Annotated in this window: 24 protein-coding genes and 3 pseudogenes; 18 read left to right on the top strand and 9 right to left on the bottom strand. The window is 58.3% G+C overall.

All coding sequences use genetic code 11. The features are described from left to right. Nucleotides 1–226: 226 nt before the first annotated feature. Nucleotides 227–1,015: a sugar phosphate isomerase/epimerase gene (locus tag G9465_RS19395; protein ID WP_166973326.1), complete on the bottom strand. Its 789-nt coding sequence runs from the start codon at nt 1,013–1,015 to the stop codon at nt 227–229. After that, nucleotides 1,012–2,073, bottom strand: coding sequence for a Gfo/Idh/MocA family protein (locus G9465_RS19390; RefSeq protein ID WP_166973324.1), 1,062 nt, complete (start codon nt 2,071–2,073; stop codon nt 1,012–1,014). Before G9465_RS19390 ends, G9465_RS19395 begins: the two co-directional genes overlap by 4 nt. A gap of 446 nt (nt 2,074–2,519) precedes the next feature. On the opposite strand from G9465_RS19390, the gene G9465_RS19385 reads away from it, so the two are divergent. The 10 genes and pseudogenes from G9465_RS19385 to G9465_RS19350 all read left to right on the top strand — a co-directional run bounded on the left by G9465_RS19385 (nt 2,520) and on the right by G9465_RS19350 (nt 10,118). After that, nucleotides 2,520–2,642, top strand: coding sequence for a DUF1328 family protein (locus G9465_RS19385; protein WP_166974261.1), 123 nt, complete (start codon nt 2,520–2,522; stop codon nt 2,640–2,642). Nucleotides 2,643–3,011: 369 nt separating this feature from the next. Then, nucleotides 3,012–3,164, top strand: coding sequence for a histone-like protein (locus tag G9465_RS26455; RefSeq protein ID WP_166974258.1), 153 nt, complete (start codon nt 3,012–3,014; stop codon nt 3,162–3,164). A gap of 60 nt (nt 3,165–3,224) precedes the next feature. Then, the gene (locus G9465_RS19375) at nt 3,225–4,430 is read left to right on the top strand and encodes a CBS domain-containing protein (protein WP_166973322.1); all 1,206 of its coding nucleotides are present in this window, start codon (nt 3,225–3,227) and stop codon (nt 4,428–4,430) included. Between the two features lie 149 nt (nt 4,431–4,579). Continuing rightward, a complete protein-coding gene (locus tag G9465_RS19370) occupies nt 4,580–5,980 on the top strand; it encodes an NAD-dependent succinate-semialdehyde dehydrogenase (protein ID WP_166973320.1) in 1,401 nt (466 codons plus the stop codon). Then, nucleotides 5,977–7,563, top strand: a complete 1,587-nt coding sequence (locus tag G9465_RS19365) for an acetolactate synthase large subunit (protein ID WP_166973318.1) — start codon at nt 5,977–5,979, stop codon at nt 7,561–7,563. The genes G9465_RS19370 and G9465_RS19365 overlap by 4 nt, the downstream gene beginning before the upstream one ends. A 505-nt stretch (nt 7,564–8,068) precedes the next feature. After that, nucleotides 8,069–8,251, top strand: a pseudogene (locus G9465_RS26450) (hypothetical protein); the annotation flags it as partial. Continuing rightward, on the top strand, nt 8,252–8,479 hold the full coding sequence (locus tag G9465_RS26145; RefSeq protein WP_255491993.1) for a helix-turn-helix domain-containing protein: 228 nt from the start codon (nt 8,252–8,254) through the stop codon (nt 8,477–8,479). A gap of 419 nt (nt 8,480–8,898) precedes the next feature. Next, complete coding sequence (locus G9465_RS26325; RefSeq protein ID WP_349674914.1) at nt 8,899–9,429, top strand: HTH domain-containing protein; 531 nt, start codon at nt 8,899–8,901, stop codon at nt 9,427–9,429. Nucleotides 9,430–9,600: 171 nt separating this feature from the next. Further along, the gene (locus G9465_RS26140; protein ID WP_255491992.1) at nt 9,601–9,729 is read left to right on the top strand and encodes a hypothetical protein; all 129 of its coding nucleotides are present in this window, start codon (nt 9,601–9,603) and stop codon (nt 9,727–9,729) included. Then, the gene (locus tag G9465_RS19350) at nt 9,729–10,118 is read left to right on the top strand and encodes a hypothetical protein (protein WP_166973312.1); all 390 of its coding nucleotides are present in this window, start codon (nt 9,729–9,731) and stop codon (nt 10,116–10,118) included. The genes G9465_RS26140 and G9465_RS19350 overlap by 1 nt, the downstream gene beginning before the upstream one ends. Nucleotides 10,119–10,605: 487 nt before the next feature. On the opposite strand, the gene G9465_RS19345 is transcribed toward G9465_RS19350, so the two are convergent. From G9465_RS19345 to G9465_RS19330, 4 genes and pseudogenes are all read right to left on the bottom strand, one after another. After that, entirely contained in the window at nt 10,606–11,832 is a 1,227-nt protein-coding gene (locus G9465_RS19345; RefSeq protein WP_227015805.1) for an MFS transporter, read from the bottom strand. 442 nt (nt 11,833–12,274) lie between these two features. Further along, nucleotides 12,275–14,473 carry an APC family permease gene (locus G9465_RS19340; protein ID WP_166973310.1) on the bottom strand — a complete coding sequence of 733 codons (2,199 nt, stop codon included), beginning with the start codon at nt 14,471–14,473 and terminating at the stop codon, nt 12,275–12,277. 2 nt (nt 14,474–14,475) lie between these two features. Then, a complete protein-coding gene (locus G9465_RS19335) occupies nt 14,476–14,931 on the bottom strand; it encodes an NAD-binding protein (protein WP_166973308.1) in 456 nt (151 codons plus the stop codon). Nucleotides 14,932–15,101: 170 nt separating this feature from the next. Continuing rightward, a pseudogene (locus G9465_RS19330) lies at nt 15,102–15,341 on the bottom strand (ArsR family transcriptional regulator); the annotation flags it as partial. Nucleotides 15,342–15,447: 106 nt separating this feature from the next. Between G9465_RS19330 and G9465_RS26445 the strand changes: the two are divergent. From G9465_RS26445 to G9465_RS19315, 3 genes are all read left to right on the top strand, one after another. Then, nucleotides 15,448–15,774, top strand: coding sequence for a HalOD1 output domain-containing protein (locus G9465_RS26445; RefSeq protein ID WP_166973306.1), 327 nt, complete (start codon nt 15,448–15,450; stop codon nt 15,772–15,774). A gap of 336 nt (nt 15,775–16,110) precedes the next feature. Further along, nucleotides 16,111–16,401, top strand: a complete 291-nt coding sequence (locus G9465_RS19320; protein WP_166973304.1) for a hypothetical protein — start codon at nt 16,111–16,113, stop codon at nt 16,399–16,401. 19 nt (nt 16,402–16,420) lie between these two features. After that, the gene (locus G9465_RS19315; protein ID WP_166973302.1) at nt 16,421–16,681 is read left to right on the top strand and encodes a hypothetical protein; all 261 of its coding nucleotides are present in this window, start codon (nt 16,421–16,423) and stop codon (nt 16,679–16,681) included. 138 nt (nt 16,682–16,819) lie between these two features. Here the strand turns inward: G9465_RS19315 and G9465_RS19310 are convergent, their stop codons facing one another. Together G9465_RS19310 and G9465_RS19305 are read right to left on the bottom strand one after the other, a co-directional pair. Then, nucleotides 16,820–17,386, bottom strand: a complete 567-nt coding sequence (locus G9465_RS19310; protein ID WP_166973300.1) for a hypothetical protein — start codon at nt 17,384–17,386, stop codon at nt 16,820–16,822. A 197-nt stretch (nt 17,387–17,583) separates the two neighbouring features. After that, complete coding sequence (locus G9465_RS19305) at nt 17,584–18,147, bottom strand: hypothetical protein (protein WP_166973298.1); 564 nt, start codon at nt 18,145–18,147, stop codon at nt 17,584–17,586. A gap of 374 nt (nt 18,148–18,521) precedes the next feature. On the opposite strand from G9465_RS19305, the pseudogene G9465_RS19300 reads away from it, so the two are divergent. Next, nucleotides 18,522–19,199, top strand: a pseudogene (locus G9465_RS19300) (IS6 family transposase). A gap of 118 nt (nt 19,200–19,317) precedes the next feature. Here the strand turns inward: G9465_RS19300 and G9465_RS19295 are convergent. Continuing rightward, the gene (locus G9465_RS19295) at nt 19,318–20,022 is read right to left on the bottom strand and encodes a bacterio-opsin activator domain-containing protein (protein ID WP_166973296.1); all 705 of its coding nucleotides are present in this window, start codon (nt 20,020–20,022) and stop codon (nt 19,318–19,320) included. A gap of 1,176 nt (nt 20,023–21,198) precedes the next feature. On the opposite strand from G9465_RS19295, the gene G9465_RS19285 reads away from it, so the two are divergent. From G9465_RS19285 to G9465_RS19270, 4 genes are all read left to right on the top strand, one after another. Next, the gene (locus G9465_RS19285; protein WP_166973294.1) at nt 21,199–21,420 is read left to right on the top strand and encodes a hypothetical protein; all 222 of its coding nucleotides are present in this window, start codon (nt 21,199–21,201) and stop codon (nt 21,418–21,420) included. Nucleotides 21,421–22,309: 889 nt separating this feature from the next. Then, complete coding sequence (locus tag G9465_RS19280; RefSeq protein ID WP_166973292.1) at nt 22,310–22,747, top strand: hypothetical protein; 438 nt, start codon at nt 22,310–22,312, stop codon at nt 22,745–22,747. A gap of 154 nt (nt 22,748–22,901) precedes the next feature. Then, the gene (locus G9465_RS19275; RefSeq protein WP_166973290.1) at nt 22,902–23,234 is read left to right on the top strand and encodes a hypothetical protein; all 333 of its coding nucleotides are present in this window, start codon (nt 22,902–22,904) and stop codon (nt 23,232–23,234) included. A 418-nt stretch (nt 23,235–23,652) separates the two neighbouring features. Beyond that, nucleotides 23,653–25,083, top strand: coding sequence for an FAD-binding oxidoreductase (locus G9465_RS19270; protein WP_166973288.1), 1,431 nt, complete (start codon nt 23,653–23,655; stop codon nt 25,081–25,083). Nucleotides 25,084–25,686: the final 603 nt, after the last annotated feature.

Here is a 25,686-nt window from a genome sequence, read left to right as displayed (position 1 = left end):
AAAATAAACCCACCCCTCGTCTTTGATTAGAGACAAAGAGGTTCTACTGGAGCAAAATAAACGCGTGCGCGACGCTCTCTCCGCTGTGCGACTCAGAACGGGTATGCGAACGTGATCAGAACGAGCGTCAGTAGGCCGGTCCGGGGTTGGTGCGAATCCCGGCTCGCACCGGCACGGAGAAACGCTCGACAGGACGTCGTTCAGGGTTTGAGACGGTCCCGGTCAGTCAGCGATCGACACGGTCCGCGAGGTAATTGACCGCACGCGGTACCTCCTCGAAGGGATTCCCGTCGCCCTCGTACTCCACCGTCACGAAGCCGTCGTATCTACGGTCGGCCAGCGATGCGAGCGCCTCGTCGTAGTGCTCGTAGGACGGTTCCGAGCCGTCTGCGGCGACGTCGTCGTACGCGGCGTGGACGTGGTCTGCGAGATGGAGCGACCGACGGACGGAGTCGACGCCGTCGACGTAGTTCGCCAAGTCGAGCACCAGTCCCAAGTCGCCGTTCACGCCGCTGCGAACTCTGAAAATGTCGTCGGCCGTCCGAATAAGCCCGTCATGGTTGTGGTTCTCGACGGCTAGCGTCGGTTCGACGGTACGTGCGTAGTCGACGCACTCCTGAAGACAGGTGGTCACGTCGCGCCAGACTGCGGGGTCGCCATGGTCGCGGTCGTGAAGGCCGGGAAAGCCCGTGAAAGCCCTGACCACGTCGGCACCCAGCCGGTCGGCACCGTCAAGCCAGTCACGGACCAATCGGACATCCTCGCGGCGTTCCTCACGACTCGCCTTCGCGAAGTCGTTGTAGAACACAGAGAGGCAGGCGATCTCCAGCCCGTGGTCGACTGCGAGGTCCGCGACCCGGTCGAGCGAGTCCGGGTCGTCACCGGGAAGGTGCTCGTCGATGAGTTCGACACCCGCGACATCGAGATCGGCGGCACAGATCTCGAAGAACTCGGCCAGATCCATCCCGTCCTCAAGCTCCTCGTTGTACGAGTAGCTGCTACAGGCGAGTCTCATTCTTCACCCTCTCGCGGCAGCGGCAGTTCGACGGCCCCGCCGCGCTCCGAAGACCGGTAAACGCCCATAACGACCTCCAGGGCGCGACGTCCGTCGGCGCCGGTCACGGTCGGCTCCGTCCCCGCGAGCACGCTATCGATGAAGTGAGCTATCGGACCGCCGTACTTCGATTCTTCGGGCACAGGTACCTCCAGAACGCCACTTTTGTCGGCGAACTCCACGCGGATCGTCTCCTCGATCTTGTCCACGTAGATGACGCCCTCCTCGCCCACGATCTGCATCGTGATAGATGGCGGATCGGTCCGCCATGCGGTCTCGAACGTACCGAGAATGGAGTCCTCGAAGCGAATCACGGCGACGGAGGTGTCTTCAACCTCAGTGTCCATCGAGAGGGTGTCGCTGTAGCCCATCAGTTCGTCCACGTCGCCGAACAAGTGATTGATCAGGTCGGCGTTGTGGATGCCGATGTCGATGAGGGCGCCGCCGCCCGAAGCCTCGGCGTCCGTGAACCATGCCGACCGGGGCGACCATCCCTCCGGCCCGGGGTGGCTGAAGCGACTGCGGACATTGTGGATATCGCCGATGATGTCCTGGTCGAGCAGGTCCTTCGTCTTCTCATACACCGGGCCGAAGCGCTCCGACTGATCGACCATTAGGATAGCGTCGCTTTCATTGGCCGCTGCGACCATATTGTCGGCCTCCGCGAGGGAGGTGCTTATCGGCTTCTCGCAGAGGACTGCGATGTCGCGCTCCAGCGCCGCGACGACCACGTCGTGGTGCAGATGGTTCGGCAGACAGACGCTGATCGCGTCGAGGTCGCCCTCGTTGAGCATCGTCTCGTAGTCGGTGTAGTGGTTCGACACGTCGTACTCGTCGGCGACCGCCAACGCCTTCGCCCCCTCCACGTCACAGATAGCGGTGACTCGGGCCTGCTCATGGTTCTCGTACTCGGGGATGTGGAGCCGCTGGGCGATGGCGCCGGTGCCCACGACGCCGACATCAATCGAGTCCGCGTCCAGTCCTTCTTGCTCGGAGGCAATCATAATCTCTGAACTCATCGTCGGTGTGTGATGATCACAGCGTAGTAATCAATCTCTGGTCCATTTTGGATTTTAGACGATGTTATTTGGCGAAAGTCAAACATGAGTGGTGGCAAAGCGGCGACCTATCTGGACAAGCGGAGAACCGCCGCGAGGGGGGTGTGTTGCCAAGGGAAGAATCGCAGTTCGAACACTATAACTGCAGACTCACGTTCCCGGTGGATCACACGTTGGTCGCCAATGGTCAATCATCGGCTAACAGCCGTCTCGAGTGACACCTGTCCGTTCGCATCACCCGGCCGTTGTGGCCCGGTTTGTATCCCTGAAGGGGCCGAGTAAGATAGCACGTCAGTGGCTGGCCAGTCCCCGCAGTACGCTCTGAGAATGGGCCGGAACCGCTCCAGTCCCAGCTCCTCGAGCAGACAGTCGATCTCTTCGAGGCATGTTCCGAGTTCGTAGTAGCGATCCGGAGTAATGTCGACGTGGTCGGTCTCGGCGCTCGGGGGGTCGCTGGAGTCAGTATGGATATCGCAAAATGGCTCGTCATCATCTTCGTCGTTCTTGCTATTGTCACGTTCATCCTGTAGACACACTCCAACTGCCCATTTGTTTCGGGATTTCGCACAGTCGGGGTTCCGTCTGTCGCGTTGCCGCATTACTGTCCAGGTGGCGGTTCCGACCGCGACAACCCCTGGTCTGTTTTGGGCTAGGTCACAGGTCACCGAGTTAATCAAAACACATGATACCGTGAAAATGTCTACACTTGATAACGAATCCGCTCAATTCTCTTTGTACTCGATCCACGCGAATAATTCACACATAGCACGAGATCCAGACCGACCACGACGCGAGACACGACGGCAGGCGCGAAAAGCAGTTGATGCCAAGAAAGCGAAAACGTCCTTTCGGAAGCCGCTGACGAGGATGTCGAACCTGACGACGACGCTGCTGAAGCACTGCGTGAGGCCGCAGCCGAAGAAACCGCCGAAGTCGCAGAAGCTGCTGCCCGTCGGACTCGCCGTCGCGGCCGGAAGAACATCTCTCCTGAAGACGTCGCACAGGCGAACGAGCGACACCAAGAACGCGAAGAACGGGGCCGGCGTCGATAACGCCGATCCCGTATCCATCTGGCCCCTCTGATTGCCGTGGCCTTCCATACGTGACCACACATGAACATCTCAGAAATCCTATCATCGAAGTTCACCGAGTTTGATATTGACACGCCGCTTTCGAAAGTCGCTGGAGCGTTCGAAAACCAGGAACTCGACGCCGTCGTCGTAACAGACGGTGACGAGTATAGTGGCGTCGTTAGTCGCCGACAGTTAGCCTCATCGTCCAACCAGCCGTCGGCGAAAGTTGGGTCAGGAGTACAGCACGTCCCGACTGTCAATCGGACGGCAGACGTCCGAGAGGTTGCACGGCTCATGATCGGCAGCGGCGCCAAAACGCTTCCTGTGTTGGATGATGATCGTGTTGTCGGTGTCGTGACTGGTGACTGTGTCCTTGCGGCAGTTCAATCCTTCCTCAGTGCTGTAACGGTCGCAGATGCATACACGGAGAAACTGATCAGCGCGACCCCCGAAACGACGATCGGCAAAGCTCTGAACGCACTCCGAGAAAATCGAATCGCACACCTCCCTGTCATCGATGACGGCGAAGCCATCGGGATGGTGAGCCTGTACGACGTCGTCGAGTTCACGACGCGAGGCGGAACCAGGAGTCAGGGTGGCTCACCAGGGGATTTCGGGGGCCGAGGCGGCGGTGCGCGTCATGGTGGTCTTGGGGCGCGCGAGGGCGAGTCCGATCGAATGCTCGATCTGCCGGTGCGGAACCTGATGTCGGATTCCGTGTTCACGGTTCGACGAAGCGCATCCCTTGACGATGTCGTGGAAACGATGTTCGACCGGGACATCTCCTCGTTGGTTGTTCTCGCAGATGAGAGTGATGAACCCATTGGCGTAATTACAAAAACAGACGTTCTTGAGGCACTCACCTGGGAACAGGATGACCGGAACACCGTGCAGGTGTTCGGGCTCGACCTTCTGGACGGAATGAGCTATGATGATGTCTCCGCATTGATCGAAAGCATAACCTCAAAGTACGGTGATATGAATGTGATCAAAGCCAGCATCGAACTCCAGGAACACAAAGAACAATCTCGGGGTGTGGCGCTGGTGCTCGCACGGATTCGGCTGGTAACTGACCGTGGCTATTTCACAGCCGATGGAGAAGGCTATGGTGCCTCCCACGCCCTCAAACTGGCTGCGAACAAAGTTGAGCGTCAAATACTCAAGGGGAAAACATACGGGCAGTCGAAGAAGCGTCCTGATAGCCGAGAGCAAGAGCGCCTCTATGGATGGTGGCTCGGCGGATGATGGGTTCGATTTTCCGTAGGGAGGTGGGTGATTCCTAATGGAGGTTCCGGATTAACCAGACCTCTCGAACTGAGGGATGCCACGCGAATTCGAGTGGCAAGATGAGACGCTCTGGTCAAAGAAAAACGACAAGCGGAACTAACACACCGATGGAACGAATCAATCCTGCGACCGGAGAGACGATCGAAACGTTCGACGAACACGACGACGAGGAGGTCGAAGACCGGCTTTCGAGGGCCGCATCGACGTTCGAAACGTTCAGAGATCGATCCGTCGCGGAACGCGAAACGAAACTCGCGAAGGTGGCGACGTTGCTTCGTGAGCGAACGACTGAGTACGCGGAACTGATGACCCGTGAGATGGGCAAGCCGATCGCCCAGGCCGAAGCCGAAGTCGAAAAGTGTGCGTGGGTCTGTGATCACTACGCCGAGCACGCGGGACGCTACCTACAGGACGAACAACATCCGAGTCCGCCGGGTTCGACCGTGAAGACGGTCCACGAACCGCTGGGGCCCGTACTCGCGGTCATGCCCTGGAACTTCCCGTTCTGGCAGGTGTTTCGGTTCGCGGCCCCATACTTGGCCGCGGGCAACGTTGGGCTGCTCAAACACGCCTCGAACGTGCCGGAGTGTGCACTCGCTATCGAGGACGTGTTCCGCGATGCCGGGTTTCCCGACGGCGCGTTCCAGACAATGCTGATCCCGTCGAATCGCGTCGACGGAGTTCTCTCGGATCCGCGCGTCAAAGCGGCGACGCTGACCGGGAGCGGTCCAGCGGGGCGAGCGGTCGCTGGCACGGCCGGCGAGAACCTCAAGAAGACCGTTCTCGAACTCGGCGGGAGCGACCCGTACGTCGTCCTCGATGACGCCGACGTCGATGCTGCCGCGACGACCGGCGCATGGGCACGAAATCTGAACGGCGGTCAGTCCTGTATCGCTGCCAAGCGATTCGTCGTCCACGACGCCGTCTACGAGGCGTTTATTGAGCGGTTCGTCGCGGAAGTCGAGTCGTTCACCGTCGGCGATCCGATGGACCACGACACTGACGTCGGACCGCAGGCACGACAGGATCTCATGGAAGGGATTCACGAACAGGTGACAGAGAGCGTCGAGGCCGGTGCGACGGTACTCACCGGCGGAGAGCCACTCGACCGCGACGGGGCGTACTATCCGCCAACGGTGCTCGCGGACGTCCCACGGGGGTGTCCAGTCGACGCCGAGGAGGTGTTCGGCCCCGTGGCAGCCGTCTACCAAGTGCCCGACGAGGAGGCCGCCATCGAGAAAGCGAACGAGACGGAGTTCGGTCTCGGAGCCAGTATCTGGACGGCCGACCTCGAGCGCGGCGAGCGAATAGCCGGCCGCATCGACGCCGGCTGCACGTACATCAACGAACTGGTGAAGTCCGATCCGCGGGTCCCGTTCGGTGGCGTGAAAGAATCCGGCTACGGCCGTGAACTCTCCGAGGCCGGGATCAAGGAGTTCGTCAACCGCAAGACCGTCTGGCGACAGCAGCCAGAGGCAAGTGACGAAGACGAGGTGCCGACCGAATGAACACGTCTGATCTGCTCGTGCGCTGTCTCGAGGACGAAGGCGTCGAGCACGTGTTCGGTGTTCCTGGCGAAGAGACCGAAGATCTCCTCTTCTCGCTACGGGATTCGGATATCGAGTTCATCCCGGTCCGACACGAGCAGGGAGCCGCGTTCATGGTGAACGTCCACGGCCGGCTCACGGGCGACGCGGGCGTCTGTCTCGGAACGCTCGGTCCCGGTGCGACGAACCTCATGACCGGCGTTGCCGACGCGAACCTGGACAAAGCCCCTCTCGTCGCCATCACGGGCCAGGGTGGACTGGAGCGCCTGCACAAAGAGAGCCACCAGGCACTCGACATCGTCGGCATGTTCGAACCGATCACGAAGTGGAACACGCAGCTCAACGATCCCGACATCATCACCGAATCCGTTCGGAAGGCGTTCAAGGTCGCCGAACACGAAAAACCCGGCGCGACTCACCTCGAGTTCCCCGAAGACGTCGCCGGCTCGGAGACCGACACTACCCCGATGGCCCCTCGGGAGCGTGTCCGACTCGGATCGCCGGATTCGGACCTGCTCGGGCGAGTCGGGGCGTTCCTCGAAGAAGCCGACCGGCCGCTGATCATCGCGGGGAACGGGGCGGTGCGGACGGACGCCACGACACGGCTCCGCGAGTTCGTCGAGACGACCGGCATCCCCGTCGCGTCGACATATATGGGAAAAGGAGCGATCTCGGATCGGTCGCCACAGTCGTTGTTGACACTCGATTCCGGCGATCATCAGGAGGCCTCGGACGCGATCGAGATGGCCGACCTCATCCTCACCGTCGGCTACGACATTGCCGAACACGACCCGGCCGGCTGGAACGAGGGCGCTGACACCGTAATCGTGCACATCGACAGTGAGCCGGCAGAAGTGTACGAGGCGTACAATCCGACCCTCGAACTCGTCTGTGATATCTCGACGGCACTCGCGAAGCTCACACGGCGGATGGACGAAAGCGAGACCCAGTTCGACGAGACGTGGTACGGCGATCTCAGGGATCACATCCTCGATGATATCACAGCCGACCCGTCGGAGGACGATCCGTTCACCGTACGGACAGTGTTGCCCGTTTTACGGAAGGTCATGGACGCCGAGGACGTTTTGATTTCCGACGTCGGGAGCCACAAGATGCGGATCGCACAGAACTTCCCAACCTACGAACCCAACACGTGTATAATTTCGAACGGGCTGGCGTCGATGGGCATCTCGGTTCCGGGTGGGATCGCCGCCGATCTCGCGACCGACGCGGAGGTCGTTGCGGCGACCGGCGACGGCGGATTTCTGATGAACGGTGCCGAGATCGAGACCGCGACACGGGTGGGATGTGGCTATACGATCCTCCTCTTCGTCGACGACGACTACGGGCTGATATCCGAGAAGCAGCACGCCCACCGCGGCGAGTCGTTCGGAACGGGACTCACGAACCCCGATTTCACGACGCTCGCCGAGAGCTTCGGGATCGACGGGTATCGCCCCGAAGAGTGGGACGAACTCGAAGACGTGTTGCGTGAGGCGCTCACGAGCACCGCAATGTCGCTCGTCGAGGTCCCGCTCGAGTAACGATCACCGTCCTAATGGCCCCATTGAAACCCTTCAAAGGGGATAGGTTTCAGCGATCGTGCTGAAGACACAGCACATGTATTGCACCCTTCGAACCGCAATTAACAGAAATCGCGGTTCATCGCTACAAAATAATTAGACGGCTTACACTCAATAACATGTACGCGTAACAGCTCTGTGTGGGTTTGGATTCTGCGCCGACCAGAGCAATAACTCGTCGAATCCGGCGGTTCGTAGCCTAAATCGAACATCAGGTACAACTGGCTCAAATGGGCGTCGCGCTCAACATTCTATTTCAGCTATTTTTATTCACAGGCACTTACCGAAGATATTTTTACGATAACTGGGCAGTCTCACCCGCTCAATAAGCATACCTACTGAGCAGGTGATTCGTCCCAACAGTCTCGAAAATCTATCTTGAAAGACATGATAGCTACTGCATCACGAGGTCGTCCTCTGCGGACCGACTCTTCTCTGCGATACCCTCGGGGTGAAGCGTCACATCATGCAACTCGCGGTGCTGCCAGCAACAGTCTCGGTTTGGTGGCCGGCTGCGACTGCACCGAGAGCTGTCGGTCGTCGCTGCTCGAACTGTCCACCCGAGAGTGATATTCGAGCTATCGTAGACGCCGCTGGAGACGTAACGCCGACTGTCGAACTCATCAGCAAGCGATCGGTCGATCGTCCGATGACGACGATACCCACGATCGTAGACCAAATCAGCAATCAGTTAACCACAAAACAGGAAGCAGCCCTCAGTACAGCCTACACCCGGGGCTACTACGCCTGGCCACGCGAGAGCACGGCCGAGGACCTCGCAGAAACAATGGACATCGCATCATCGACGCTTCACTACCACCTTCGACATGCACTCCACCAACTCTTGACGGTCTTCTTCGAACAGGAGTGTCTTTAACTGCTTCAGCCCGTTCTGGGGAACGGGTCACATCTGGTTGGCCGGTGTGTTCTCGCGGCTTCTGCCAATCCTGTCATGTAGTTATCAACACTATGTGTGTTTCTGCCGGCAGGGATAGTCGACTCGATCCCGGCTTTAGACGGCGAAACGCGTGTGTAATGGAACAGTACTGCGCGATCACGGTTCGTGACCACTCTAGGTAGTTCTAGGGAACCTTTCTCCCTGCAACCATCAGAATCAAACGTGCATGTCTAATTTGAAGAGATTAGCTGGACTGTCGCCTGGTCTGGGATGGCCGTTACACGCGGACAACTCTATGCAGCAACACCTACTGGCAAGGACGACCTGTACAGACAGCTGGCGACTGCAGAAGCTGACAGGACGGACAGTGACAGGCTACTTCTATCGGGGAGACACTGATGAGATCTGCTGAACAACAATCTGATCGGGCCGACACAGAGCCGAAAGGACAGGCAGAGCGTGTCGAGACAGGAACTCACGTCGAACTCTGGCTGCGGGGAAACCCGCCGGCCTGTGTTCGTGACGCTCAGGAGGAGGCCTACGAGCGGCTACAGCGCCTCAAGCGAGCCGGTCGAATCCCTTCTGTGACTAGTCACGTCTGGGAGCCCATCGAGACGACGCCCAGAGCGACGGATCCAGAACACACAGCTGTGTATCGTGAGACAATCTCAGAGTTCAGGGACTGGGCGAACGAACGCGGCTACTCACTCTGTCCCGGATTCCAGACACGCGACATGACTCCGATGCTGGCTGACGAGAGCCGAGAAGAGATCGTTCCCCCAATACTGTGTCTAGCAGTCTACGTAGACGACACGCTTACGACTGTGTTCCCACATGCTGACGGAGAGTGCGTTCACACTGTCACAGACGGTCTCGACCGCCTCGAAGCAGAGACGGAAGACCCATTCGTCGGAGGTGCGATGGCATGACTGGTGCCGACACCACAGTGCCACAGCTCGAATTCTACGTCCAGTCACTGCCTTCCTCGGTGTCTGTCGCTAGATCACAGGATGGTGGTTTCGATGACTGACCGTGATGCCCTCTCACCACGTGTTCGGGTCGTAGAAGCCGCATATCATCTGAACCGGGCTCAGACGGAATTGAGTGACGAAGAGGAGGAACTGGCTGACTTGCTTGCCGAACTCTGTCGTGAAGTCGACACAGTGACTGCGATGCTGGAAGCGGCCCGTGGCGACACGAGCGAAGAGTGGTGTCAAAACCATCAGTAATGACGCCACCAGTGTCGGATACAGATGGGCCGAACTCACTCACGGCCGACAAACAACACGAGATCATGTCGTCGCGCTACCGCCGGTATACCCTGTATAGTCTCAGGGTGTTTACCACACCGGTAACACTGGCACGGGTCGCCGATTACGTCACAGAGTGGGACTTCGGCGTCGCAGCCGGCGAACTTCCGAACGAGCGACTTGAAATCTACATGACGCTGTACCACGACTATCTCCCATGCCTCATCGAGGACGGCGTCGTCGTTTACAACCAGGAGGACGATACACTCGAACCCGGACCGAATATGGCACAACTACAGCCTGCACTCGAGAAAGTGATGGCCAAAGAACTCACAGAACAGCACGAGAGATTGGTTAGGGGTGGCTGAGCGGTCTTTTTCGATCTGCTTGGCAGTGGATCGCTCTCTACGACCACTGGCAGGTCGTATTCCGTTGTAACTTATATATCCCAGATACAATTATACTAAAACGGCTCTGTTGAACCCTCTTCTTTAGAGACCTTATCTCGTGAGAATACTGGTCGCTACACGTGCGAACTGACCGCTGGCCACCCTGTCAGAACTAAGTGATGTTCAGTGTATCGTGCTGAATACAGCGCGCGAATCGGCCATCAGCAAACTGGTTACACCGAGCGGTACAGACCGTCGTCCTCTATAACAGTAGGGGCAACACGGCGCGCTCGACCACGGGGCGTGCGCAAGTCGAATCGTCCGCACTCGCCGCTTCGAGACACCGGCCGACGACACCCGTCCCGAGCGTGGGCCCGCCTGTCGCTCGCAGGACTCGATCGATTCCTCGACGATGAGTGGGCCGTCGTCCAGACGACCCTCGTCGCCACTCTGCATGACTTCGTGGCTATGCCTCCTTTGGCTCCGGCGCGTACCACGCCAGGAGCGCTCCGAGCACCCCGAGGGTGCCAGCGACGAGGAAGGCCGTCTCGTAGTTCGAGGCGTCGATGAGCCGCCCGGCGGCGATGGGTGCAATAAACGCCCCCGCTAGGCCGACGCTCGTGAGGAAGGCGACGGCCGTCGCGGCGACGGCTGGCTCGACCAGCTCACGGACGTACGCGAAGACAAGGCCGAGACACAGCTGGATGGCGAATCCGGCGACGAGCAGCGCCGCGACGACGACAGGGACGGTTCGAATCGCGGTAAAGCCCGCGATGATGGGCGTCGCCACGAGGAAGGAGAGCAGGACGACCGGGCGACGGCGGCCGCCGAAGAGGGTATCCGAGAGGACGCCGCCGGTCACTCGCGAGAGCACGCCAACGGCCGGAAACAGGGCGACGAGCGCGCCACTGAGCTCCAACGACAGCTGCAGGTCTTCGGTGAGATACGACGGGGCCCAACTGTTGACGAACAGATACAGCGCGTAGCCGAGGAACCCGAGGAGGCCGACCGTCCAGACGCGGCGGTTCGTGACGACACGGCCGAGGTCCGACAGCGTCGGCGCCGGGGTCCCGGTAGCGTGTCCGCTGCCGCGACTCATCGGCCAGAAGATAATCACTCCCACGCACGCGATGCCCGTGAAGATGGGAAAGATCGCCGGCCATCCGAACTGCTCAGCGACGATGGGGCCGGTGCCCTGCCCGATGGCGAAGCCGACCGGCCCGCTCGCGGTGAACGTCGCCACGGCCGTCCCCTGTCTGGCAGGATCGAACGAGCGCCCGACGATGTCGATGCCCGCGTTCCAGACGACGACGTAGGCGACGCCGCCGAGGACGCGTGAGGCGACGAGCGACCAATAGGCGCCGGCGGTCGCGGCCTGCCAGCCCCACACTCCGGCAACGAGGAGGAGACCGACCGCCACCGCGATGGCGTACCGTGAGTTCGTCCGGTCGAGCACGATCCCGACCGGAATGCTCGCGAGGACCGCCGTCCCGAACATGACACTGACGAGGAGGCCGGCCTCCGAGGCACTGACCCCCAACGACGCCCGAATGAGCGGCGTCACGCTCGCCGGGACGAGTTCGTAGGCACCGAGCCCCGCGGACATGAGAATCGCGCCCGCGAGCAGTCCCCAGCGGGCGCGCTCGCTCGTCACGGCCGTCGTAGCATCCAACGTGGCGTCCTCACTCGACACGCCGACGTTGTTCACCTCGGCGCCGTATCAACCTAACGCGATGCGCTCGAACTGCCCGCTCGCTGTACCGAATCAACTCACCACCAAGCGGGTGAAATATAGCCCCGTCATCTGCTGCATCCATCCTCTGTATCTCGCAAGCCGGATCTGATAGTATCCGGAGAGATCGACCTGAGGCGTGCTGCATACACAGCGCATAGTCAGCACGCTCCGCTGGCAATCAGCGAAGGGTAGTGAGCGGTCAGTACAGCATAAGTACTTAGCGTCATGTCTTTAGTTAGTCTCACACATCGGTTGCGTGGTGGTAGCGATCGTCTCTTACAGTATCGGTCGTTGTTGGTGAATCTTCCGTGCGTCTTCGATCTGCGTATATACTGCAAGAAATAGACCTGGGTCGCATCACTGTTGGAACAGACTAGATCGGTTGCCACGGCCCACCGTCTCAGAACGCAAACCGCCGGAGAAGGCGGCCGAGCGGTCCATCGTCGTTCCAGGTATGCACCGTTATTGACGGGTAGTCTCCGTCTTCGATAGCCGCCACGGCAGCCTGGGTCTGGGTTGAACGTCGATCCATGAACCCGTCACCGAAGCTGTGGATGACGAGCGACCTGTCCGGCCCAGCCGACAGGACTGACGCGACGTCATCCCGACTGGTGAACGTACACGTTGCCGGGCCGTCACACAGTTCTAGCAGTTCGTCGTGATAGGCTCGGACCATCGCTAATTCATCAGTAGAGGGGTCCTCCGCCAGTGGGTAGACGAACTGGAGGTCCGAATCGGTCGCCGCAGCGAGTGCGTTGCCGAGAGAGACCTTCAGCGGATCATGGGGTCCGTGGGTGGTCACCAGCGTGACCGTGGAACACTCTAGCATTTCCCGGGCGTCGACCGCGATAATGTCGCAGTCAGCGGCCGAGCGGATACGGTCGACGCTGTCATGGAACAGCCCGTCGTCGAACGCCGACGTCTGGTCGACGAGCAACACGTCGGCATCGAAGTTGTCGACGGCGTTGCCGACAGCCCGCTCAGGATGGTGGCTGACGAGCTCGCCGTAGACGACTGGAACACCCATCTCGGCCGCGAGACTGTCGGTGCGGCGCTCGAACTCAATGTCAGACTGTGATTGGATCGTCGAGGCGTACGATAGCGGTGTCTGGTCCGGGACCTCGTCGAACTGTATCACTGTGACCCGCCCGTCATCGTCACACAGCCACCCGGCCAACTCCAGCAGGTTCTGCTCGCGGTCGCCGCTGGTCCCTTCCGGGAGCGCGACGAGCACGTCTGTTCCGGAGGTAGCCGACAGGGCGTCCTCGGTCCGGTCGAGCGCGCGTTGGCCGGCCGTCCGGCGAGCAGCTGAGCGAATGGCACCCTCGCGGGACACACGAGGCCGGACGTAGAAGACGTACCAGAGGATGCTCCCGGTGACGATGACGACGGTCCCGGTGATAGCGACGCTCCCCATCTGGGTTAACAGGGCCAGTCCGGTAGCGAAGCCGAAGATCTGCAGCCACGGGTATAGCGGCGACTCGAAAGACGGGTCGTAGTCGGCTTGCTCACTCTCTCGGAAGCCGATGAGCGCGACGTTGATGATGGCGAAGACGAGGATCTTGAACGCGCTAGCGAGCTTCGCGATTTCGAGAATCGGGACGAATGCGATGAGCACTAACATCACGCCCCCGGTAAGCGTGATAGCGTTCGCTGGTGTCTTGAACCGATCGCTGACGCCGCTCAGTAGTGCCGGGGCGAGCCCGTCGCGGCTCATCGCGAATGGGTATCTGGAGGCAGAGAGGACGCCCGCATTGGCCGTACTCACCAGCGCCAGGATCGCAGCCAGGACGACGGCAACGACGCCAGCGGCCCCCAGCGTTGCCTCTGCGGCCAGCGCGATGGGGACGTCCGTCCCGTCGAGGTCCGCGAGCGGCACGACGCCCACGACGACGGCGACGATGAGCACGTATAGCAGCGTCGTGAACCCTAGCGACCCGAGCATTCCGAGCGGGATGACGCGGTCCGGATCCTCGACTTCCTCGGCGACGCTGGCGATCTTCGTTACGCCGGCGAAGGAGACGAACACTAGTCCCGTGGCCGCAAAGATACCCTCGACACCGTAAGCCCAGAGGCCATCGTAGCTCGCTGTGTCCACGGCCGGCCCGCTCCCGACCACGAACCACGCCATGGCGGCCAACATCACACCGACGATGGCTATCTGGAGGCGACCGGTCTGTTCAGTTCCGAGAAGATTCACAACCACGAGTATGGCAGCGAGTACGATGGCAACTGGCCGTATCGGGAGATCGAACAGCAACACGAGGTACGGGACGCCGCCGACGAGCGCCAACGCACCCTTGAACGACAGCGAGAACCACGTTCCAAGGCCGGCAATGGTCCCGAGTAACGGCCCCATCGACCGCTCGATATAGACGTAGGTTCCGCCAGCCTCGGGCATCGCTGTCGCCATCTCAGCCTTGCTGAGTGCGGCCGGGAGAACCAGCAACCCCGCGAGCGCGTAGGCGACGATGATGCCAGCACCGGCGTCTTTGACCGCCAGCGCAGGGAGGATGAAGATGCCGCTCCCGACCATCGCGCCGATGGAGATGGCAGTGACCGACAGCAGTCCGAGATCTCGTTCCAGATCTTTCGGCATCGTCAGGCGGATTCGGTCACTCTGAGAGTGGTTGTGACCTGCCGATAAAGTTCGTCGGCGAGAACCGTCGCACCCGGGACGACCGCGGTCGCGATTCCGTCGAACACATCACGCAGGTTCGGGTTGGCGACCAGAACAGTGATAGCGTCGATATTGAAGTGAGCCCGGATGAGGTGCGCGACTAACAGCGTCTGTCGGTCTGTCCCGAGTGCGACCAGTGCGGCATCGGCCCCAGCGGCCCCAGCCGCCTCCAGCGTCTCGATATCCGTCACGTCGCCAACTGTCACTTGGATGATGTCGCTCTGTCCGACGACGCCGTCATGGTTGGTAAGGAGGCGGACGTCAATGTCGGCCGCCAGCTCCGTAGCGGCTGCCGACACGATGTGACTGTCGCCGACGACGAGTAGCCTCGGTGGTCCGGTGGTATGGTCGAAGGCATCTCGGATTCGGGATGTCATGGTGGGTCTGGGTGCCGGTCGGGGCTTTCGATCCGCTAATTCACACCGAGTCAACCGAGTCACTATCGACCGTCGCCTCTACCTACATTCCCATTCCTGATAAAATGCTAGCATTACTATCGGCTTAGGGAAAATCAGTTGGTTTAAATCTCCGAATCGGAAATCCAATGTTATTTGCTACCATCTACCATGTCAGGGTCGAACAGGTGAAAGGGCCGAGTGTACTCGTTGCGTATGAGGTCCCCGTCAACGACCTCCAGACCGATGTCGTTGAGTTCGCGGCCGATACGGCTCAGGTCATTGCTATCGGTCCCGACGACCTCGGCGTGGACGTTGTCGGTCTCGGTCATCACCTCCCGAATCGCGACGATACCGGGAACGTCGAGGGGACGTTTGGCGATCTCCCGTCGTGTATTCGGGGACTGGTTGACCGGGGACTCCCTTGTGATGTAGGGGGAGTAATTATGCCGAAGGGCACCTGTTCCTTACAAAGCCTATGCCAAGGCCGGGAACACCATGAATCACCACGGTAATCATCCACTTGAAACCGACTCAGGGTCAGATGGAAAGCAGACAACCGTCAAAGCAAAAAGCAACCAAACAGATGGCGAATCCATAATCCCGACAATCGCGACTACCGTTTCGGAGGCGGTCGGAAAGGAACCCGCTGATATCCCCCCGCTGTACAACACTATTGACCCAGAAGCCCTCGCTAATCTCTTCGGCTGGGATTCTGTGGAGTCACCGCGATTATCATCGGGGAGCGTGAATTTCCAATACGAGGGTTGTAAGGTCACGGTCTTCGCAGACGGGCAAGTTGTCGTTTCCCCGCTCGAGAGATAGCTGTCAAGGTAGTCAAACTTACCAGCTCATGCTGCTCTATAACAGTAGTTGCTAGTACGGGTTCTTTATTCAGCCTCTCATCTGAATCAAACCCACCGGTGAATCCTGTATCAGGTGTGACTGTATCGCCATCATCGGGATCGGTGGGGATGTTAGTCCAGATTCAAGCGAGGAGTTCGAACTAGAAATCACTGGGGATGAATCCGGTTCCTTTGACGTGACTGTAGTGATGGCTTCAAAGAACGCAGGAACCGATACGAAGGAATTCGGGATTACTGTCTTAGCAAGACGACTGGCGTTGAATTGGCTGTTGATGAGGTAACCAAGCTGGTTTCAATGACGGAGAATCTCGATGCGCTGGGCGGAATTAAGAATTCTCTTCTGAAGAAATTGAGGCAAGTGCTTCGTCTGTGTGAGCGGGCACTCAAGTTCATTGAGCAAACAAAGATCGAGGAAGCCAACGAAAAAATCGCAGACGCGAAAGCTGTGATGGTTGATTATCAATCTCAGGTTGAGGACTTATCCGGGGTTCAGATACCGGACGAAAGCGCTCAGTTTCTCGTGAAACAGGCAGAGTATATCATTGGATTACTGGAGGTGGCATATTCTTCAGATACGATGGGATAAAAAATAGATAAGTAACAGCTTGGACGCCGAGCCGCTGCGGCAGAAACTGAACGCTGACCAGAGCGAGGAGATCGCCGTACAGTTACTGGAAAACGATGTCCGACAGTCTATCGAGCGATGGCTGAAGGACGATTACGAGGCGGCAGCCAATGAGTACACGAAGCAGGAGATGCTGGAGTTGGTGGACGACATGATCGCCCGGCTGGAGACGCTGGCCCAGACCAGTAATCAGGGACAGGGAAGAGACAGCGGCGGTGGTCAGGGGCAGGGCGGCAGCTAACCGTCTCGCTTCGCCAGCCCTGTTGAACCTCCGCTCTCTATTCTTGCCCGGCCACCGTTGACCGTGACAACACAGGGGTCAGCCCACGCTCCGGACGCTGTGTGGCTTTCCACAAAACAGGAAGAGTGGTGACCGCGGCTACCGGTCGGCGTCCGGACCCTTGTGCGGCCGGACCGGACAGGTAAACACGATCGCCGTGGGGATGACGGAAATGTCTCCCGCAGTCTCCGCCGCGTTGATCGCGTCCGCGCTGGTAAGGAAGGTGTCCCCAACTTTGTTCGTGAGATGATTGAACGGGTTTTGGGTCGACGGGTCGAACAACGGGTCAACCACAAGGTGGACGTGCCATTGAGCGGTGAAGACACCCTGCGGTCCCAGCGGGACGACATGGTCGATGGGGACTGGAAGCGGGGCCGGGTGAGGACTGTGTTCTGCACCGTCCACGGATTCGCCTGCCAGGGTGTCGATAAGCCAGAGTGGCCGGTGGGCCGGTTCGTTCCCCTCGTTGTCCTGATTGGAGTGGGGTTCGGCCTCCAGCATCTCGTACAGGGTGTCGTTCGCCCACGTGAACGAGTCCTGTCGGCGCTGGTTGTCTGGGCCGCTGTGAGCGGTTGCGGTCCCGGCGAATGCCGTGCTGCCGATGAGTCCGGCACCGATGGTTTTGAGGATGGTTCGCCGCTGGAAGGAGTGGTGGTTCTGGTTCATGACTGGTCACAACCCATTACCGATTTGATGGGTACTGAGTATCCTGGATGGCAGCAGGTAGTTATAGGCGGATTTCAACGGGGGAAGACAGCGGCTATAGCGGTTAATTTGGAATGTTGTGTCGCCCTGCTGCGGCTCTGCGGTAGCCTGTCAACCGGGGAAAAACCAGAAACTGCGTCGTTACCGTCGCGTCCGCGTTATGCTTCCAAAGAGTCCTGGATATCCTGCTGGACGTTCTCAACTTCCGCCTGAACATTCTCAAGCCGCTCCTCAACTTCCGTCTGGGTGTCCTTGAGCTGGTTCTGGGCTGCTTCCAGTGTCTCGACAGTCTGGGATTCAAGGCCCTCGTGACTCTCGATCAGGAGGCTGATCTGTTCGTTGACGGCCTCCAGGTAGTCCGTCGTGAACTCGTCGTAGATGTCGGCACCCTCGGAGAGCTGGTCCTCGTAGGCTTCGAACACTTCGACCTGACTCTCCTCGATCTGGTCGAACAGTTCGGTAACCGTTTCACGGGTCTCGTCGAGGGAGTCCGCTGCGCCGGGCACTGCTTCCTCGACGGCGTCGAGGTAGGCGTCGACCGCGGTACGGGTGAACTCGATGCCCTGCCGCTGGGTTCTCTCGGCGGTGCCGACGGAGTCGATGACGGCGTTGTTGAATTGCTTCTGGAGGTCAAGACCGTTCTTGAACGCTTGCTGGTTCTGCTCGATGACCGACCGCTGCAGGCCGAATGCTGCGTTGACCGGTGTGGTGTAAATGGTCATGCGATTGAACAGATGGGCTGGAGGTATATATACTGTGGGGTTGAAAACCATCTGACACCATTCAATACCATTTGATGGTGTTTCTGGGTTGGCCGGTGTCGGCAGTGGTCCGTGACATGGCTGTTGCTGCTTCCGGGCTGCGTTGTCAGCCCTGCTGTAATTCCTTGGGGACTGTGTCGCGCCGTGGGCGCTCTGAGGTAAGCCTGTATCGGTGGTTTTGTGGCGTGTTGCGGCTTCTGCTCGATGGGTTACTGTGGGTTGCCTACTTAAATGTTGTTCCCAGATGATGGGTTGGAAGGTGGATATGTTGGACAACGAGGCACTGTCTAGTCGAGCGAGTTTGAGAAGCGGGGAGGTCGTAGCGAGAAGTGTCCATGCAACTCGCAGACCTCCTCAGCGAGACGTTGAACGAGGACAATGAAGACGTTTGGGAGAACGAGCGCACCCCGACACCCGTCCGGCGGTTTGAGTACGTCTCCATACGGCAGGACTGTCAATCAAGGAGACTGTTCAGGTCTTAGACCTGATGGGTGTCGATCGCTCTCACGGTGCGGTCTGGAATTGGGTTCATACGTTGTCTGAAGCCCAGAGCGACCCGCCGACGGCGGAGCCGTCGCGGGTCGCGGTCGACGAGAAACAAATCACGGTTGGCGGAGAAAAGAAGTGGTTGTACGCCGCTGTCGACACCGAATCAAAGTTGCTGCTCAAAGTTGACGTGTTCAGCCGCCGCGGGACTGACCCCGCGGCAGCGTTCCTGCATCGGCTCACCGAGAAACACGATGTCGCCGATACAGAGTTTCTCGTCGATGCTGGCGGCTATCTGACTGCCCTTGCTCGCCATGAATTGAGCGGTCGGCTCGACTACCGAACCCGGAACCACATCGAAAAATGGTTCCAGACTGTGGCCATGCGAATCGACCGCTTCCACTCCTTCTGGAGGGCAGTCAATCCAGCGCAAAACAGTGGTACGACGCTTCAGACACCACTACAACCACGAACGACCGAACCAAGCACTCGGCGGACGAGCGCCGGCTGAGGAGGTTCAGAACTAGACAGTGCCTCCGCAAAAGCCTAGTACGAAGAGTGACAATACCTGAATGAACCTGCCGGGTTGATTCCACGGGTTCGACTGAATAAAGTTATCGTACTAGCAACAACTGATAACCGGAATCAGAGTTGGCTGGACTCTGGACCATTGAATAACATCGTGAAGAGTTTTTGTTCCGCGGCTCGAATATGCTCGGAGAACGTGGCTGACGTAATATTAAGCTCTGCAGCGATATCTTCTCCTGTGCATTCACGTGGCCAGTCATAATATCCCTCTTCAAGCGCTTTTTCGAGAATTTCGCGTTGACGATCTGTAAGGTGGTTGTGGAGCACTTCTTGAACGCCAGAGTCAGAAAATCGTGGAGCGATCCCGTTCTTCTCCCGTTTAGCGCGTAACCAAGCGTCTGGGTACTCATCTAAAAAGACGTTAATGACTTCCGATGGGTTTTCCTCAGTTGGAATTTCGGCTTTAATACAACCGTCGCCTTCTATCCCGCGCACCTCGCGTGGCAGCGCTCCAAGTTCAGTGAGTCGAAAGGCAGGACAGTCACCTGAAACAAGAAATTCCAAACAGCCACTGTCACCGTATTCTGTGAGGACGGTTACGTCTACAGTATCCGTTGTGGACACATAGGCCGTGACGCGAGCAGGTTCAACTCCCCTGACCTGGAAGTACTCAGCATACCGACCATCTGGACGAGGAAACATATCAGCGAGATAAAACCTGCATGATTCCTCCTGAGAGACCCCGACAAATGGATAACGAGGGTCCTGAAGGCCAAATTCCACCTCAGATACAGTAGTGGGTGATGGTTTACTCTGCGCCATGGCTTAATTCGATAGGTACTCAAGACCGACTTAAAAATATTGCGTCAATCGTTAACGAATGTCAATGGCCCCAGCCATCGAGTTATGAATCGGTAGATAGGTTATCAGAGTACTTCATGAACGGTAATTCGAAATAGTGGGGATGATCCTGGCTAGCAAAAGACGATATCAGAGCAGACCTTGACACATAGGGAGTGGGACTATCTATGCCCCTCCGAGGTATGGTAGCTATGATCAACAATCTTGGCGAAACCTATAAGAAAGCTGTTCTGAACGAAACTACGAATACAGTCCATAAACCTAAGACCGGGGGATCGGACTTCCAGACGGATTGTGGCGTATCACGGCACCTAGGTCGAGATCAGTTACGGATCATAACCGTTGAACAGGCAATCGATAGCACTGAGATTAGTAAATGCGGTCGGTGCTTTGCAGACGTGGGCGGTTATTGAGAGGACAATCCAGACATCTTCACGGTTATTGAGAGTGCTGTGTTGAATAGCGATCTAATCAGCGTAATTCATAGGTGTAGAAGGGTGAAGCCGAGGAAGTCGATTCTGGCTTATGGAAATCGGTCTCCTCGACTTCGTTGAGCAGTGTCGTCAGCACCCGATTTCTATCAGCGATTGAGGGTTTCAATAGAGCCGTAACATATATTCCTGAAGAGGGTGAAAGCCGGCACGTTCCAAGCATCCGCGGGGAGGTGGCATTCACTTCCCTGCGCAGTCAGCCGACCAATGAGTTCTAGACCACCAGCAATTCAGTGAGCTACAGGCCTAATACGCCAGGTGTAGTATAGTGTACTACATGAGTCACTTCGAGGCAGATCCTGACGTCGATGATGACGACGACGGAGAGGGCTTCGAAACGCCCGACTCCGAAACGATTCTGTCTGAGAACCAGACAGCGGACGAACTATAGGCCGGACCGTTGTAGCCGGCGCTTGTTGGGATTCGTCGAGCTTCGGGGTGAGACCGATAGATACGTTCTCTTTCTGCAGAACCCGAAACGTGTCTATGAAAATGTGCTTGAGGGACACCAGCAGTCGCGCGCTGACGGACAGGTGAACCAGTTTCTCGCAGAGACGACACCAGAGAGTGCGCTGCAAGACGAAGACAAGTCCCCAACACCATCTCGACAGCTGAAGGACCGAAACGGAAAGTCCGCGCACTCGGCGTGTGGTGTCAGGGCGACGAATACGACCTGTTCATCGTGCAGGTTCTCTTCGACAAAGACGACGAAGACCAGATCTACGCGAAGATGGGTGCGTTCCAGGGACGTGCGCTCGATCTAAACACGAAGTTCTGCGACCGGGAAACCGAGTGGATCGCAGGCGACGAGTGGCGGGACCGCGACGACGTCATGCTGTTCACACCGGGCGACGTCGAAAACGGCTAACCAACAGTGACAGGCAATCTGTGCATTTGTTGGTTAGCTCTGAAAGACCCCCGTCCCAACCACACGCGCACTTTAGACGCGGAGCAACAGCCTGTTCTTTCCGCTAATGACGCCACGAATCAGCCGCTCAGTTAAATTGCGAACTGACCATTCTTGGAGGAAGGCTTACTGACACTCAGTATATCTCTCGTTGTGTGAGCAAAAGCCCTACCCCTCCCACGATTTGTCCCGAGTGCGGGGCACAGAACTCGTTTCAGAAGCGGTATACCACGGGAGGAGGATGGCGGCCAGTATATCGATGTTCTACCTGTGGCTATCGATATCGTCCCCAAGAAAATAGCGAGAACGAATTCGACTGACGCCTCTTTGAGCCAATCTGTAGATTCTCTGTACTGAGTATTCAGTAGGCATACATCCGTATCGAATCGGAGTGTTACTCCCTCTGAGGGCCGATATGCATATTGTCGACCATATGTTACTACATCACATGAAGCAATTAACCAGGTTCGATTGCCCTCTCTGCGAACTGCGATGCAAGACCCAGAACGACCTCCGTATCCATCTCCACGTGGCTCACCGAAAGAGCTGCATCATCGACGCATATCTTGACGCCGTTGGTGATAGATAGATGATGGCCTCACACCATCGGAAACGCGAAGTCGGGATAATCATCTGAATGACGGTTTGAACACTACTTGCTCTGTACTGGCTGCTCACCGCTATCGAGGGTATGTGAACCGTTGTATGACTCCCTGTGTTGTATCACCCTCGCCCGTCAACCAACCCGATAAGGCCGCACAGGCGAAACGACAGTCGACAACGGCACGCTCACCGTGGTCCGTCAGGTCTCCGGGAGAGACTGCGCCTACGCGCTCGTTGGAGGTGAGCGATGAGCGTGGAGCCGTCCACATCACAAGGCGCTGATGCTGGCGAAGAGATCACCACCGAGGAGTTGCTGTCGATGTTCCGTGACCAGCAAAAGCGCATCTCGCAACTAGAGGGTGAAAACAGCGCACTTCGAGACCGCGTCGACGACCTTGAGTCGGTGGTCGAAGCACAGGAATCGGTCCTGTTCCGCGGTGACGGAACGGATATCGAGAACCTGTCCATCGGCGGAATTCCTGTCGGGAAAGTCATCGACGGCAACAACGAGGCACGGAGACGTCTCAATAGAACCGTGTTCGGGAATCCGGCCCCGGAGATGTCCAAGCACGAGGTCGATGCCGTCGTCGACGAACACGGAACCGTCATCGAGGTGCTGTCACAGGGCCTCGTGGTTCGAACGGCCAATCGGTGCCGAGTCAGGCGGCCCGGTCGAAGATGCTGAAGCTCCACCGGAAGCTGGCGGACTTTCAGGACGGCGCTGACACGTCGCTGTCAGCGAATGTCAGAAGAGGTGTTCGCCTCTTTCGGCGGTTCATTCAGAAGCTCGACCCCGACAAGACGGAACCGGTGTCGAACTCTCTCACGGGAAGTACAAGATGGGCGGCAAACGCGCCCGTCAGATACTCGATTCCGACGGTGACCTTCCGTCGAGTGACGCGAGTATAACCGTCGACAGGGCCATGGACCACGTCGTTGGAAAGTCCTACTTCCCGGGCGAAGAGTGTGAGTGTGCCAAGCAGGACTGTGAACACACGATGTTCAGCCAGTCCATCGAGGACGGCTACACGCTCTCCGTCGGCCGGGAAACGTGGGAGACCTATCTCGAGCAGTCGCCACCGCCGCTGACGAGAATGTCAGCGTCAGTGTCACCGATGACGACGGTGAAAACCCGTCCGAGGAAACCGTCAGGATGCGACTACGGAGCTTGACCAGCTCACGAACGCTGACGCTGCTACCGATTCTGCTGACACTGTCGTCAGCGGGTCAGAGGTGAGTGTATCAGGAGGAGAATAATCTATCCAAGAACATACCAAACCACGCTAACACACTCATAGATTTCAGCGGTTGTGGGGCTGTATATTGTGTTTGGTTGGCCTTGTTGAAACCCTCACGCAGAGATATGTTTCAACGGTCGTGCTGCATAGAGGACGCTAATCGTTCACCGACTCTTGGTTAGTCGCGGTCCTATGCGGACAGCGGGGTATTTCAGGCAATGACGCTATGTGACTGTATCGCATAGAGGATAGGGATGAACCATCCAATGACAGATGCAACACCACCAGATGGAGGTAGGGAAATAGAAACAGTCACCTCCGCCGATGGGACTTCAAGTATGCCCTTAGCACCATGACTCGAGCCACCATCGCCACCCGAGACGGGACTACGACCACGCTGATCGAAGAAACCCTTGAAGAGTTTCGGCAGCACCTGCGCGGTCCGCTCCTCTCTCCCGAGGACGAGGGATTCGCGGAGGCGACGCGCATCTGGAACGGCATGGTCGAGAAAACGCCCGCGCTCGTCGTCCAGCCGACGGGGACAGCCGATGTCGTGGCTACGGTGAATTTCGCCCGCGATAACGACCTCCTGTTTTCGGTGAAGGGCGGCGGCCACAACATCGCTGGGACAGCCCTATCTGACGATGGCCTGACTATCGACATGTCTCGCCTCCGTGGAGTCATCGTCGATCCCGGCGAGCAGATTGTGACGGCTCAAGCCGGCTGTCTCCTCGGTGATCTCGACCGGGAAACCCAGGTTCACGGCCTGGCGACACCGGGAGGCTTCGTCTCCGAGACCGGCCTGGCCGGCCTGACGCTCGGCGGTGGCTTCGGCTACCTGACTCGTCGGTTCGGCTGGACGGTCGACAACTTACGCGAAGTCGAGATCGTCACCGCCGACGGGCAGGTCCGCCGCGCCAGCCGCGAGGAAAACGAGGACCTCTTCTGGGCGATCCGCGGCGCCGGCCACAACTTCGGCGTTGTCACGTCATTTACCTTCCAACTGCACGAAGTCGGCCCGACCGTCTTCGGCGGGCTCATCGCCTGGCCGTTCGAGCGGGCTGACGAGATTCTTGAGACCTACCAGGCGCTCACTGCTGACGCGTCCCGCGAACTTACGGTATTCCTGAACATGCGGCGAGCGCCGCCAGCACCGTTCGTCCCTGAAGAGTGGCACGGTGAACGCATCTGCGCCATGATCGTCTGTTATAGCGGTGACTTGGACGGCGCCGACGAGGCGCTCGCCCCGATTCAAGCGCTGGAGGATCCCATTGTGGATCTCCTTCAGGAGCGGCCCTACACAGGGATGCAGTCGCTTCTCGACGCGATCCTCCCCAAGGGCAAGCACTACTACATGAAGTCCGAATTCGTCCCTGAGCTGAGCGACGACCTACTATCGACGATGCGGGACCGATTCACAGAGAGCCCTGCCCCGGGCGAGATGGTTATCATGCACATCGCCGGGGCCCTCAATGAACACGACTTAGATGATGGGGCCGTCAATAATCGCGACGCCCGGTTCGCGTTATTCCCGTTGGCCATGTGGGAGCCCGACGACCCCAAGGGAGACCAGTATCGTGAGTGGGTCCGCGATGTGTGGGAACAGCTCCGGTCCTACTCGACTGGCGGCAACTACATCAACTTCCAAACCGCCGACGAGGGGCACGAGCGCATTGAAGCGACCTACGGCGACAACTACGACCGACTCACCGAGATCAAAGAGAAGTACGATCCAGAGAACGTGTTCCGCGTAAATCGGAACATACAGCGACAGCCGGAGTAAGCCAGCGTTGCAGAGCAGAACATGATTGTATCAACGCAATCGAGAGACCTCCAGCAGGTCTCCTCCACGTTCAGCCGATTTAATGAGTAGAGAGTATGTCGTCAGCAAGACGACTTCGTTTCCTTCACCGACTCGGTGGTGTATCCACTGCTCACTAAGTCTGCAAACTGCTCAATTCGTCTCCGGTACCATCATTTTCACCGTCGCTGACGAGTCAGCACTCGGGCTGAAGTGCGACATGGTTATCCCCGTCCGAAGAGAAGATACAGAAATGACGCCCTCCATTTCCACTCCTGAACGAGAACCGCTCGACAAGGCGATACTCTATTGCCCTGAGTGCAGTTACGAAAGTCGTATTAATGACGACTGGCTCATCCACGTCCTTGCTGATTCTCACACCTACGAGTGTCCTGATTGTGGAGCGATGATGCCCGCTCGAATCAAAAAGCACTGACCGAAGGGAGGGACAAATCGCTTCACTTCGCAGGTGAGAACTGATTCACAAGTAGACAGCACCACTATTTCACTCTGAGTTGCTGGTGTCTGAACACATGGCTTTGAGCCCAGATTATTGCTCTGACAAATTGCTTAATCAATTCCCTG

This window comes from Haloarcula sp. JP-L23 (genome assembly GCF_011602445.1).
GTDB classification, from domain to species: domain Archaea; phylum Halobacteriota; class Halobacteria; order Halobacteriales; family Haloarculaceae; genus Haloarcula; species Haloarcula pellucida.
Note: the sequence above shows the minus strand (reverse complement) of the source record. Positions and strands in the feature narration are given on the sequence as shown.